The organism is Amycolatopsis circi (genome assembly GCF_003385235.1).
Taxonomy (GTDB): Bacteria; Actinomycetota; Actinomycetes; order Mycobacteriales; family Pseudonocardiaceae; genus Amycolatopsis; species Amycolatopsis circi.
The window spans coordinates 74,987-87,628 of sequence record NZ_PQIA01000016.1 but is presented as its reverse complement, the minus strand read 5'-3'; the positions used below and the strand labels follow the sequence as shown (position 1 = coordinate 87,628).

Annotated in this window: 11 protein-coding genes and 1 pseudogene; 8 read left to right on the top strand and 4 right to left on the bottom strand. The window is 69.9% G+C overall.

Going from position 1 to position 12,642, the window contains the following annotated elements; all coding sequences use genetic code 11:
• Nucleotides 1–37: 37 nt before the first annotated feature.
• The 6 genes and pseudogenes from D0D37_RS48615 to D0D37_RS09130 form a co-directional block, all read left to right on the top strand.
• A pseudogene (locus tag D0D37_RS48615) lies at nt 38–808 on the top strand (sensor histidine kinase); the annotation flags it as partial.
• Between the two features lie 42 nt (nt 809–850).
• A complete protein-coding gene (locus tag D0D37_RS48610; RefSeq protein ID WP_341867976.1) occupies nt 851–1,186 on the top strand; it encodes a sensor histidine kinase in 336 nt (111 codons plus the stop codon).
• 24 nt (nt 1,187–1,210) lie between these two features.
• Nucleotides 1,211–1,855, top strand: coding sequence for a response regulator transcription factor (locus D0D37_RS09145; protein WP_116200104.1), 645 nt, complete (start codon nt 1,211–1,213; stop codon nt 1,853–1,855).
• Nucleotides 1,856–1,871: 16 nt separating this feature from the next.
• On the top strand, nt 1,872–2,282 hold the full coding sequence (locus D0D37_RS09140) for a YjbQ family protein (RefSeq protein ID WP_037820381.1): 411 nt from the start codon (nt 1,872–1,874) through the stop codon (nt 2,280–2,282).
• A 30-nt stretch (nt 2,283–2,312) separates the two neighbouring features.
• On the top strand, nt 2,313–3,014 hold the full coding sequence (locus tag D0D37_RS09135) for a haloacid dehalogenase-like hydrolase (protein WP_162834132.1): 702 nt from the start codon (nt 2,313–2,315) through the stop codon (nt 3,012–3,014).
• 234 nt (nt 3,015–3,248) lie between these two features.
• Entirely contained in the window at nt 3,249–5,420 is a 2,172-nt protein-coding gene (locus D0D37_RS09130; RefSeq protein WP_116200102.1) for a bifunctional lysylphosphatidylglycerol flippase/synthetase MprF, read from the top strand.
• Here D0D37_RS09130 and D0D37_RS09125 read toward each other — a convergent pair.
• Both D0D37_RS09125 and D0D37_RS09120 read right to left on the bottom strand, forming a co-directional pair.
• Entirely contained in the window at nt 5,360–6,358 is a 999-nt protein-coding gene (locus tag D0D37_RS09125) for a DUF8017 domain-containing protein (RefSeq protein WP_116200101.1), read from the bottom strand. The genes D0D37_RS09130 and D0D37_RS09125 overlap by 61 nt on opposite strands.
• 5 nt (nt 6,359–6,363) lie before the next feature.
• Nucleotides 6,364–8,112 (bottom strand): proline--tRNA ligase, encoded by a 1,749-nt coding sequence (locus D0D37_RS09120; RefSeq protein WP_116200100.1) that lies wholly within the window; start codon nt 8,110–8,112, stop codon nt 6,364–6,366.
• Nucleotides 8,113–8,236: 124 nt separating this feature from the next.
• On the opposite strand from D0D37_RS09120, the gene D0D37_RS09115 reads away from it, so the two are divergent.
• Nucleotides 8,237–8,593, top strand: coding sequence for a VOC family protein (locus tag D0D37_RS09115; protein WP_116200099.1), 357 nt, complete (start codon nt 8,237–8,239; stop codon nt 8,591–8,593).
• Nucleotides 8,594–9,198: 605 nt separating this feature from the next.
• Here the strand turns inward: D0D37_RS09115 and D0D37_RS09105 are convergent.
• The gene (locus D0D37_RS09105; protein WP_116200098.1) at nt 9,199–10,164 is read right to left on the bottom strand and encodes a GNAT family N-acetyltransferase; all 966 of its coding nucleotides are present in this window, start codon (nt 10,162–10,164) and stop codon (nt 9,199–9,201) included.
• Between the two features lie 65 nt (nt 10,165–10,229).
• On the opposite strand from D0D37_RS09105, the gene yaaA reads away from it, so the two are divergent.
• A complete protein-coding gene (gene yaaA / locus D0D37_RS09100) occupies nt 10,230–10,973 on the top strand; it encodes a peroxide stress protein YaaA (protein WP_116200097.1) in 744 nt (247 codons plus the stop codon).
• A gap of 95 nt (nt 10,974–11,068) precedes the next feature.
• On the opposite strand, the gene D0D37_RS09095 is transcribed toward yaaA, so the two are convergent.
• The gene (locus D0D37_RS09095) at nt 11,069–12,592 is read right to left on the bottom strand and encodes a phytoene desaturase family protein (protein ID WP_244223447.1); all 1,524 of its coding nucleotides are present in this window, start codon (nt 12,590–12,592) and stop codon (nt 11,069–11,071) included.
• Between the last annotated feature and the right edge of the window lie 50 nt (nt 12,593–12,642).

Sequence of the window (12,642 nt, the reverse complement as noted above, 5' to 3'; positions counted from 1 at the left end):
ACGAGGTTGTGTATAAGAGACCTCGGTAGCCCTCCTCCTAACCGGAACAGCCGTCGGCCTAGCCCTAACCCCAATCCTCGCGGGACTCCTCATCCTCGTCGGCGTCCTCCGCGGCGCGAGACTCTTCAGCGGCCTCCACCGCCGCCTAGCCGCAAAACTCCTGGACCTCCCCCTCTCACCCCCGCCAAGAACCGACCTGGCCCCAGGCCTCTGGAACTGGCTGACCGCCCGCCTAGGCGACCGAACAGCCTGGCGATCCGTCGCCTACCTCCTGATCCGCCTCCCCTTCGGCCTCCTGGCCATGATCGGCTCCGGCGCACTCGGCTTCTTCGGCCTGGCCTCCTTCACCTACCCGCTCACCTGGCTCCTCGAGACCAGACCCGGCCACGGCCTGCCGGTTTTCAACATCCGGAGCTTCAGCTGGCCAGGCACCCTCGGCTGGTGCCTCCTCGGCATCGCCGTCCTGACCGTCTGGCCCGCCGTAGTGCACGTTCTCGTCGGAATCGACCGCCTCCTCCTCCGCACCCTGGCAGCCGACCCAAGCCTCCGCGAACGAGTCCGCTTCCTCGAAGAAACCCGTGCCACCGCCCTAGACGAAGCAGCGGAACAACTCCGCCGCATCGAACGCGACCTCCACGACGGCGCCCAAGCCCAGCTAGTCGCGATGGCGATGAAACTGGGCCTGGCAAAAGAAGAACTAGCCGCCGACACAGTCAACCTCGACCAAATCCGCACCCTGGTCGACACCGCCCACAGCAACGCCAAGCAAGCCCTCACCGAACTACGCGACCTAGCCCGCGGCATCCACCCGGCAGCACTGGACAAAGGCCTGAGCCTCGCACTGTCCACATTGGCCAGCTCGGCCGACTTCTCCGCGACAGTCTCAGTAGAACTGAGCCGCCGCCCACCACCGTCACTGGAAACAATCGTCTACTTCGCCGCCGCCGAACTCATGACCAACGCGTCAAAACACGGCACCGGACGATGCACAGTCCTGGTCGAAGACCGCGAAAACGTACTACGACTGACCGTAATCGACCACGGCCCCGGCGGCGCCGCGATCATCCCCGGCGGCGGACTGTCCGGAATCGCCGAACGACTCCGCCCGGCCGACGGTGAACTGACCGTCTCGAGCCCGAACGGCGGCCCGACCGTAGTCACCGCAACGCTCCCGCTCCCCCGCTAAACTCGGCGAAATGAGGGGGAAACCGTGCGGATCGTGATCGCGGAGGACTCGGCCATCCTGCGCCAGGGCCTAGTCGAACTCCTGGGCCTGCGCGGCCACGAGGTAGTCGCGGCCGTGAAGAACGCCGACGACCTGCGAACCGCCGTCCGCGAGCACCAGCCGGATGTGTCCATTGTAGACATCAGGATGCCGCCGACCCACACCGACGAAGGCCTGCGCGCGGCCATAGACCTGCGCGCCGAACGGCCCGGTTGTGCGATTCTCGTCTTCTCACAGTACGTCGAAACCAACTACGCCAAGCAACTCCTCGCCGGTGAAGCAGGCGCGGTCGGCTACCTGCTGAAGGATCGCGTCGCCGAGGTGTCGGACTTCCTCACCGCGCTGGAACGCGTCGCCAATGGAGAGACGGTGCTCGATCCCGAGGTCGTCCGCCAGCTGTTCGCGACGACCGGGCAGGCCGTTCCGCTCGCCGAGCTGACGCCGCGCGAACGCGAGATCCTCGGGCTGATGGCGCAAGGCCGGTCGAACTCGGCGATCGCGGCCGAGGCGTTCCTGTCGGCGGGCTCGGTGGAGAAGTACGTGACGAGCATTTTCGGCAAGCTGGGCCTGCCGCCGTCGGACGGGCACAACCGGCGCGTCCTCGCCGTGCTCCGCTACCTCGATTCCTGACGCCTACCCTGGCGGTATGTACTCCACCGAGATCGAGGTGCACACCGGCAACACCGCGGTCGTGCACAACCTGACCCGGGAGGCCGAGAGGTTCCTGCGCGACGCCGACGCCACCGACGGGCTGCTGCACGTGTGGGTCCCGCACGCGACGGCCGGGCTCGCGGTGCTGGAAACCGGCGCGGGCAGCGACGACGACCTCCTCGCCGCGCTCGACGACCTGCTCCCCCGCGACAACCGCTGGCGCCACCAGCACGGCACCGGCGGACACGGCCGCGACCACGTGCTTCCGGCGTTCCTCCCGCCGTACGCGACCGTGCCGGTGCTCGGCGGCGTGCTGCTGCTCGGCACGTGGCAGTCGGTGTGCCTGGTGGACACGAACGTCGACAACCCCGTCCGCCGGGTCCGCTTCAGCTACCTCACCGGCTGATCCCGCCGTAGCATCGCGGACGTGACAGCCATTCGCACGCACCGGCTGGTGCTCTGGGACATCGACCACACGCTCGTCGACTACACCGGGCTCGGGATCGGCTGGTACGGCTCGGCGCTGGCCGCGGCGACCGGCGCGGAGTTCCGCACGCATCCGGATTTCGGCGGCCGGACCGAACGCGCGATCACCGCCGACGTGCTGCGGCTGCACGGGATCGAACCGGACGAGGAAACCATCCAGCGGATGTGGCGGGAGCTGATCGCGGCCGTCGAACGCGCCCGCGAAACGCTGCCCCAGGAAGGCCGGGCGCTCGACGGCGCGGCGGCGGCCCTCGCCGATCTCGCCGGGTGCGAGGGAGTCGTGCAGAGCCTCATCACCGGAAACCTGCCGGAGATCTCGCTGCACAAGCTCGCCGCGCTCGGTCTCGACGAGCATCTCGATCTGGAGATCGGCGGCTACGGCTCGCTTTCGGCGCAACGGTCCGATCTGGTCCCGCACGCCGTCAAAGCCGCGGAAACGAAGCATGGCAAGGAATTTCCTGCCGAATCCGTAGTGATTCTCGGGGACACCCCGCACGACATCGAGGCCGCGCTCGATTACGGCGCGGTGGCGATCGGCGTTGCTACTGGCCGGTTTTCCGTCGAACAGCTGACCGCCGCCGGCGCGCATCTGGTGTTGCCGGACCTCGCCGACCTGTCCGCGGTCCGTGCCGCGGTGCTCGGGGCGCCCTGAGCCGGGCGACCGGGATCACTCGTTCAGGCGACATCCGGCGTCAACCCCTGTTCCGGGTCGGATGCGCCGCTCATTGGCCGAATGCCAGGCTTTTTCCGCTGGTGAGCGTGTTGCCGTGCGCCGAAGGTCAGCCTTGGGACCAGGGTCGGGTCCCCCTGGGGTAGCAGTCCCTTAGGGGGAGAAGTAGGTCCGACGGGCGATGACCGCTTAAGATCGCCGCGCCAAACTTTCCCCATGACGATCGCACAGGGGGGAACCGGCCTCGTGGCCGGAGAGGCACGCGGACGGCTAGCGGTGTTGTGGAACCGGATTCCGTTCACGACGACCGTCGTGCTCGCGATCATGATCGTGGGGGTCGCGACTGGCTCGCTCTGGCACGCCGCCGAGCACCAGCACGCTTTCCACTATTACGCCTACGGCCTTCCGTCGCTCGAGCACGGCCGCTGGTGGACGCTGTTCACCGGGCCGTTCTACGCCCTGCGCCCCTGGTTCTACCTGCCGATGGCGGGAAGTTTCGCGCTGATGGCCGGGTTCGCCGAATGGCACCTGGGCACCCGGCGCGCGATGGCGGTGACCATCGGCGGGCAACTGGTGTCGACGGTCGTCGCGGTGCAATTCCTCGAACTCTCCCGCAATTCCGGCTGGGCCTGGGCCGACCGGATCTCCGGCACGCTCGACGTCGGCTTCTCCGGCGGCGCGCTCGCCGCGATCGCCATCACCAGCGCGACCCTGCGCACGCCGTGGCGGCTGCGGCTGCGAGCCGGGCTCTGTGTTTACGCCGGAGTAGCGATCGTCTATGTCGGCACGCTCGCCGATCTCGTGCATTTCTTCGCGCTCGTTCTCGCCCTGCCGCTGGGGCGGCGGCTCGCCGGGCCCGCCGCACGCAACGCCAACAAGCCGTCGCTGCGCGAATGGCGGCTGCTCGCGTCGGCCGGCTTGGTGCTGCTGGTCGTCGCCGAAGTGGTGATGTGGCTCGTCCCCGGCGACGGCCCGTTCGGTTCGTCCGACTCGATCTCCTTGTCCGGCAACGAACTTCTCCCGCTGTGCATCGTCGCGGTGCCGATCCTCAACGGGCTGCGCCGCGGTTCGCGGTTCGCCTGGCGGTGCGCGATCGCGCTGTGCGTGCTCGCCGCGTCGCAGATGGCGGTGCTGGCCGGGCTCGTCGCGATCACGCAGCTCATCCGCGAGGACTACAATCTCAGCAGCCCGCCGCTGTTCATCGTGGACAATCTCTTGTGGACAGTCGAGCTGGTGTTGCTGATCTCGGCTCGGCGCGCGTTCCGGGTGCCCTCGCGGCGAAGGCGACGCAAGCTCTTCCGCGGCGGGCCGGACCCGGCCTTCGCCCGGCTTCTGCTGGGCCGCAACGGAGGCAGCACTATCTCGTGGATGACGACCTGGCCGCAGAACACCTACTTCGTCGCCTCCGACGGCGCGTCGTACCTGGCGTACCAGCGGCACGCGGGCGTCGCGGTGGCGCTCGGCGACCCGGTCGCGCCGGACGGGACGAGCGACCGCACGCTGCGGGAATTCTCCGCGATGTGCGAGAACACCGGGCTCGTGCCGTGCGTGTTCTCGGCGACCGCGGGGACCGTCGCGCAGACCGCGAAACTGGGCTGGCAGCACGTGCAGGTCGCCGAGGACACGTTGGTGGACTTGGAAAATCTCGAATTCCGCGGCAAGGTCTGGCAGGACGTGCGGACCGCGCTGAACCGCGCGAAGAAGGACGGGATCGAATTCCGGCTGGTGCGGCTGGCCGAACAGCCGTGGTCAATCCGGGAACAGGTGCGGGCGCTGTCCGAGGAATGGATCTGCGACAAGGGCCTGCCGGAAATGGGCTTCACGCTCGGCGGCGTGGACCAGGCGATGGACCCGGCGACGCGGGTCGGCCTCGCGGTCGACGCGGACGGCACGGTGCACGGCGTGACGTCGTGGCTCCCGGTGCACACCGGCGCCGGCGAGGTCGGCGGCTGGACGCTCGACGTGATGCGCCGCCGCGCGGGCGGATTCCGGCCGGTGATGGAGTTCCTGATCGCCTCGACCTGCCTGGCGTTCCGCGAGGAGGGCGCGAAGTTCGTGTCTCTCTCGGGCGCGCCGCTGGTCCGCAGCAACGACAGCACGCCGCGGCAGATGGTCGACCGGATGCTGGACGCGCTGGGCTCGATGATGGAGCCGTACTACGGATTCCGTTCCCTGCACGCGTTCAAGGCGAAGTTCCAGCCGCGCCACGAGCCGCTGTACCTCGCATACCGCGACGAGGCCGACCTGCCTCGGATCGGGATCGCGCTGAGCCGCGCGTATTTGCCGAATGCGGGGCTGATGGACTTCGCGAAGCTGGCGCTGCGACGTCAGCGCGTGGTCGGCGGCGGCGTAGTCGTGGACCGGTCTGCGGCCGGGACGCCTCGGTAGCTGTGCAGGATCCGGACGAGGTCGTCCCGGGACGCAGAACCCGGGCGGCCTTGTTCGGAGTACGCGACCAGCACAACCGACTTTTCACCCGCCTCGAGCGCGAGCGCCCCGGCCAGCACGCTCTGCGGCTTGCACGGCGCGTTGCCGCTCGGAGTCACCTCGGCGACCACGAGCATGCCCTCACCATGCTTGTCTTCGACCTTGACCTCAGACTTTTCCGCCGCTCCGGGCGTCACTTTCGCGGCCGGAGCGCCTTCGCCGGTGTACGCGCTGATGCCCAGGTCGGTGACGGCCTTGCGGGCGGCTTCGGCGGCGTCACCGGTTTTCTCGGTGGTCACGCCAGCGCCGCCGATCTGGCCGACGGCGTCTTCCTTGCAACTGCCCTTGCCCAGGAACGCGCTGGTGGACAGGTTGATCCCGGGCGATCCGGCGGTCGCGTCCCAGCCGTGCAGCGTGGTCGGCGCGGGCTCCCAGGACGGCGGCACGTCGTAGGCGTAGCTCCCGTCCTTGCTGGCCACTGACTGCCATCCCGCGACCACCGGCGGCACGACGACCCTGGGGTTCGGCTGGTAGGTGCGCGGGGCGCGCGGAGTGTCGTCCGTGCTGGCGGAATGGTGGCTCTTGGTCGAGAAGACGTTGTAGCCGAACACCCCGAGCATGATGAGGATCGGGACCGCTTTCGCCAGGCGGAGGTTGGTTTTGCGGGGCGAGGAGCGCCGCGGCTGTGCCGGGGTGAGGGTCTGCCGCACGGGATCTCGCGGCGGGGTGTCCCGCGGTTGCGGGGCTGGTTCGGACGGCCCGGGCGCCGGGTCGGTTTTCCCGTACCCGGCGCTCGGGAACTTCGGCGCGTCGGACGGCTGGTACCCGCCGAAGCCGCTCAGCGCGGCGTTGTCCCGGTACCCGCCGTCGTCGCGGCGTTTGCGTCCGAACCAGCCCACGGGCTTCAGCCGCGGACGAGCTTCGCGAGGTGGTCGACGACCGAGTCGACGGCGATCTCTTCGCGTTCGCCGGTGCGCCGGTCCTTGACCTCGACCAGCCCGTTCGCGAGGCCGCGCCCGACGACGAGGATCGTCGGGACGCCGACCAGTTCCGCGTCGGCGAACTTCACGCCCGGGGTGGCCTTGCGGTCGTCGAGGATGATTTCGAGACCGGCGGCGTCGAGGTCCGCGGCGATCTTCTCCGCGCCCTCGCGCACCGTCTCGTCCTTGCCCGCGATGACCACGTGCACGTCGAACGGCGACACCTCGCGCGGCCACACCAGGCCCTGCTCGTCGTGGTTCTGCTCGGCGAGCACCGCGACCAGCCGGGAGACGCCGACGCCGTAGGAGCCCATGGTGATCCGGACCGGCTTGGAGTCCGGGCCGAGCGCGTCGACCTCGAAGGCGTCGGTGTACTTGCGGCCGAGCTGGAAGATGTGCCCGATCTCGATGCCGCGCGCGGCGACGAGGGTGCCCTGTCCGTCCGGCGACGCGTCGCCCTCGCGGACCTCGGCGGCCTCGATGGTGCCGTCCGGCGTGAAGTCGCGGCCGACGACCAGGTCCAGCACGTGGTGGTCGCGCTGGTCGGCGCCGGTCAGCCAGGCGGTGCCCTCGACGACGCGCGGGTCGACGAGGTAGCGAACGCCGTTCTCCTGCAAGCCCTTCGGGCCGATGTAACCCTTGACGAGGAACGGGTTCTTCGCGAAATCGGCTTCCTCGAGCAGCTCCACCTCGGCGGGCTCGAGCCCCGCTTCGAGGCGCTTGAAGTCCACCTCGCGGTCGCCCGGGACGCCGATGCCGAGCAGCTCCCACTCCTTCGCGCCCGGCTGGCGCGTCTTGACCAGGACGTTCTTCAGCGTGTCCGCCGCGGTGAACTCGCGGCCGAGCCCGGCGGCGTTGAAGAACGCGACGAGGGTCTCGATGGTCGGCGTGTTCGGCGTGTGGTGGACCTGCGCCTCGGGCAGTCCTTCGAGCGGCCGGGCGGCGGGCACGGGCGTGACCACGGCTTCGACGTTCGCCGCGTAGCCGGATTCGGTGCTGCGGACGAAGGTGTCCTCGCCGTTCTCCGCGACCGCGAGGAACTCTTCGGACGCCGAGCCGCCCATCGCGCCGGACGTGGCGGCCACGATGACGTACTCGAGGCCGAGGCGGTCGAACAGCTTGATGTAGGCGTCGCGGTGCGCCTGGTACGAGCGCTCGAGGCCCTCGTCGTCGAGGTCGAAGGAGTAGGAGTCCTTCATGACGAACTCGCGGCCGCGCAGGATGCCCGCGCGGGGGCGCGCCTCGTCGCGGTACTTGGTCTGGATTTGGTACAGCGTGACCGGGAAGTCCTTGTACGAGCTGTACTCCCCCTTCACGGTGAGCGCGAACAGCTCCTCGTGGGTCGGGCCGAGGAGGTAGTCGGCTCCCTTGCGGTCTTTGAGGCGGAAGAGGTTGTCGCCGTACTCGGTCCAGCGGTTGGTGGCCTCGTACGGTTCGCGGGGCAGCAGCGCGGGGAACTGGATCTCCTGCGCGCCGATCGCGTTCATCTCCTCGCGCACGGTCTCCTCGACACGGCGCAGCACGCGCAGCCCGAGCGGCAGCCACGAGTAACCACCCGGGGCGACCCGGCGGACGTAGCCGGCGCGCACCAGCAGCCGGTGGCTGGGCACTTCGGCGTCCGCCGGATCCTCGCGCAGCGTGCGGAGGAACAACGACGACATCCTGGTGATCACTGGGGACTCCCTGCGCTGAGCGGGCCTTAGACGTTTCGCACAGAGTAGTCAACCCCCTGGCCGCGACGCATGCGGGTTATCGGCGGCCGCCGTTTTTGTCGGTGGTCGCGGTTAGCGTGCGGGCATGGGTTTGGAGATGGGCATGATCACCGTCGACTGCGCCGAGCCGCAGCGACTGGCGGAGTTCTGGACAGCGGCGCTGGACGTCGAGGTGCTCGCCGACTACGAGGAGTTCGTGATGCTGGCCGGCTCGGCTTCGGGCGGTCCGAAGCTGGGTTTGCAGCGGGTGCCGGAGCCGCGCGCCGGGAAGAACCGGGTGCACGTGGACTTCAGCGCGGCCGACCGGGAAGCGGAGGTCCGGCGGCTCGTCGGGCTCGGTGCGGTGGAGATGGGGAAGCATTCGGTGCCGGGGGTGGAGTGGACGGTGCTGGCCGACCCGGAGGGCAACCTCTTCTGCGTGGCTGAGAGGAGGGCGCGTTGAGGACGGGATGAGCAACGGCCGGGGGCCGGGACCGGTGCCTGGTGACGCGGGCTGACACAGGCGACGCCGGGCGAGTGCGGGCGGGCGCGGGCAACTGCGGGCGAGCGCAGGCGGCTGCGCGGCTGCGAGCGAGACGGAGCCGGGCGCGGGCAACTGCGGCGAGCGCGGGCAGCTGCGCGGCTGCGCGCGAGACTGGGCGCGAGCGGGCGCGGGCGAAACTGAGCTGGGCGCGGGCAACTGCGGGCGGGCGCAGGCGGCAGCGAGCGAGACGAAGCCGGGCGCGGGCAGCTGCGGGCGAGACTGGGCGCGAGCGGGCGCGGACGAGACGGAGCTGGGCGCAGGCAGCTGCGGGCGAGACGGAGCTGGGCGCGGGCGGTTGCGAGCGAAACTGAGCCGGGCGCGGGCAGCGACGAGCGCGGCCGGGACAGGACGCGGGCGACGCCGAACGCGGCTGTAGCGAGCACCGCCACCGTCCAGTGCAGGCAGTGCCCGGCGCACGGTTATGCCCCGGCCGCCGCAGCAGCCACCGGTGAGCGGCCCTTGGTCACCGGCGGAGGTCGCAGCGAGCGGCGTAGCCGACCTGCGCGGCGGTCCCGGACCGGCGGTCAGCTGAGCGGCAGAACGTACCCGTAATTCCGCGCAGCCGTCTGATACCCGCACCGTTCGTACACCGCGAGCGCGCGGTGGGTGTTGTCCACGTCCACCGCCAGCGACGATCGCTCGTAGCCAGCCGCGCGACCGGCTTCGAGGGTGTGTGCCAGCAGCGCCGACGCACACCCTCGGCCGCGGGCTTCCGCCAGCGTGCCGACGTAGTTGACGTGCAGCTCGCGCACGCCGGTCGCCTGCGCGTCCGCCTCGGAGAACGACGACATCACGAACGCCACGACCCGGTCGCGCTCCGGGGAAAGGAGGAGAAACGACAGATCAGGCTGGAAGTCCTTGTTGCCGCGGAACCGGTGTTCCCACTGGCCGGCCGACAGCCACGTGCTGCCCCAATGCCCGGCGAAGGCGGCGTTGCGCGCGTCGAGAACCAGGGCGTCGTAGCGCTTCTCGCAGGCGACCAGCGGGAGATCGTCCGGAAGCGGCGGGGCCGGGGGCAGCGAGGTCAGGTCCGCGCGCATCTCGACGAAGGTGCGTTCCTGCTTGAACCCGCCGCGTTCGAGGAGCGAGAGGTACCAATGCTCGTTTTCGTGCGCGCCCGCGTGGAGTTCCAGCTTCGCGTCCGGGAAGTGCCGCGCGTGGACGCTGCGGGCCGTGCGCACGAGCCAGTCCGTCAGTACGGAAGCGACCTCGTCGGTCCGGTATTCCGGGTCGGTCAGCGACGCGATGTGCGGCTGGTGCACCGGCTCGGCGGCGTCGCGGGCGACGACCAGGGCGTAGCTCACCAGCCGCGAACCGTCCCAAGCCCCGACGCTCGCGCCGGGCAGATCGACCGACGGGCCCGACAATTCCTGGCTTACGTCGCTCTCGTCCCAGTGCTCGCCGGTGCGGTCGGTTTCCTCCGCGACCGTGCAGAGCCGGGTGACGGCGGCGACGTCGGCGAGCGTGAGCGGGCGCCAGGCGAGTTCCATGCGGGCAGGGTAAGGAGCGGCACACGGCCGCCGCACCTGGATTACCCGGCGGTTACGCTCCGGGGGTGCTGGTGCTCCTCCCCCCTTCCGAAACCAAGGCCGACGGCGGCAAAGGCGCGCCGCTTGACCTGGACACGCTGTCGTTCCCCGAGCTGAACCCGGTGCGCGCCAAACTGGCCGACGCACTGGTCGAACTGGCCGGTGACGTCCCGGCGAGCCTCGCCGCGCTCGGCATCTCCGCGCGCCAGGCCGACGAGGTCGCCCGCAACGCCCAGCTCTGGACCTCCCCGACGATGCCCGCACTGCGCCGCTACACCGGCGTCCTCTACGACGCGCTCGACGTCAAAAGCTTCACCCGCGCCGGACTGGCCAAGGCACAACAGCGGCTGGCCGTCACGTCGTCCCTGTTCGGCGTCGTCGCGGCGACCGACCCGATCCCCGCGTATCGCCTCTCGGGCGGCAACACGGTGCCCGCGCTCGGCACCGTCCGCGGGCTGTGGAAGCCGGTCCTGGAACCAGTGCTGCGCGACGTCGAAGGCCTGATCGTGGACCTCCGCTCGGGCACATACGCCGCTTTCGCGAAGCTGCGCGCGGACGCGGTCACCGTCCGCGTGGTCACCGAGGACACCAACGGCAACCGCACCACGGTGAGCCACTTCAACAAGGCCTACAAGGGCAAGCTGGCCGCCGTGCTGGCCACGTCGCGGAGCGAACCGTCCACTGTGGACCAGCTGATGCGCGTCGTAGCCAAAGCAGGCCTGACCGTGGAACGCACCGGCGAGCACGCGCTGGAACTGCTCACCGACTGAACGTCCGTGAGGGGAACCTTCACGGACTCTGAGTCCCTCAGGGTTCCCCTCACGGACCGCCGCCACCCGTGCGCCCGGGCTCGCCAAGGCGGTCTTCAGTCTGCGAGCACCGCCATCGCCGCGTTGTGCCCGGGAATTCCGCTCACCCCGCCGCCGCGGACCGCGCCAGCCCCGCACAGCAGCACCCGCTCGTGCCGGGTCTCGACACCCCAGGTCCCCGCCGTCTCGTCGTCGCCGTACGGCCACGACAGGTCGCGGTGGAAGATGTGCCCGCGCGGCAGACCCAGCTCCGCCTCCAGATCCAGCGGCGTTTTGGCTTCGATACACGGTTTCCCGTCGCCATCCAGCAGCAGACAGTCCGAGATCGGCTCCGCGAGCACACTGTCCAGCGACGCCACCGTGGCCCGCAATGCCTCCGCCCGCGCACCGTCGTTGTCCGCTTCGAACAGCCGGGCCGGCATGTGCAGGCCGAACAACGTCAGCGTCTGCACCCCGGCCGCCCGTTCAGCTGGACCGAGGATCGACGGATCAGTCAGCGAATGGCAGTAGATCTCGCACGGCGGCACCGTCGGAATCCGGCCTGCCGCAGCCTCCCGGTAAGCAGTTTCCAGCTGGGCAAACGATTCGTTGACGTGGAAGGTCCCGCCGAACGCGTCACGCGGATCGACTGCCCCGTCACGCAACCGGGGCAACCGCCGCAGCACCATGTTCACCTTCAACTGCGCACCTTCCGGCGACTCCGCGGGCTCTTCGCCGAGCAACCGGGCGAGCGTGCGCGGCGCGACATTCGCCAGCACACGCCCACCGACGACAACGCGTTCCGAATCGCCTTCGCGGTAACGAACTTCGCCATCCGGCGTCACCGACAGCACCTCCGCGCCGGTGACCAGCGTCGCCCCAGCGCGACGGGCCGCGTCCGCGAGCGCATCGGTGACCGCGCCCATTCCGCCGACCGGAACGTCCCAGTCACCGGTGCCATTGCCGATGAGGTGGTAAAGCAGGCAGCGGTTCTGCCGAAGCTGCTCGTCGTCCGCGGAGGCGAAAGTGCCGATCAACGCGTCAGTGAGCACCACCCCGCGCACGACATCGTTCTCGAACGACTCTCGCAGCGTTTCCCCCGCCGGACGCTCGAAAAACGTCGTCCACGCCTCGTCGTCGCCGATCCGTTGCCGCAGCTCAGCGCGGGTCGGCAACGGCTCGGTAAGGGAATCGAAGGTCGCCTCGGCCACCCGTGCCGCCGACGCGTAGAGCCGCTGCCAGGCCGCATAGTCCTTTGTGGACCCAGTGACCGCGCGGAACGACGCGCCGGTTCGCTCGCCGTCGCCCGTGTCGACAAGGAGACCCGTGTCGCCGGCCGGGGTGTAGGACGACATTCGCCGCCTCCGCAGCTGGACGTCCAGGCCCAGCTCGGCCGCGATCCGTTTCGGCAGCAGGCTGACCAGGTACGAATAGCGCGAGAGCCGGACGTCCACGCCGGGGAAAGCGCGGAACGACACCGCCGCGCCGCCGATCTCCGCACGCCGTTCCAGCACCAGCACCGACCGTCCGGCCCGCGCCAGATAAGCCGCCGCGACGAGCCCGTTGTGCCCGCCGCCCACGATCACCGCGTCGTAGTCCACCGCCGGGAGCCTAATGCTTGCCCCGGAGCGCACTCCAGGTCTTAGCGTCG

Bases quoted from the DNA above. Each gene is read 5' to 3' on its own strand.
- D0D37_RS09140 (WP_037820381.1), top strand. From the start codon at position 1,872: ATGTACTCCACCGAGATCGAGGTGCACACCGGCAACACCGCGGTCGTG.
- D0D37_RS09115 (WP_116200099.1), top strand. From the start codon at position 8,237: ATGGGTTTGGAGATGGGCATGATCACCGTCGACTGCGCCGAGCCGCAG.
- D0D37_RS09130 (WP_116200102.1), top strand. From the start codon at position 3,249: ATGACGATCGCACAGGGGGGAACCGGCCTCGTGGCCGGAGAGGCACGC.
- D0D37_RS09105 (WP_116200098.1), bottom strand. From the start codon at position 10,164: ATGGAACTCGCCTGGCGCCCGCTCACGCTCGCCGACGTCGCCGCCGTC.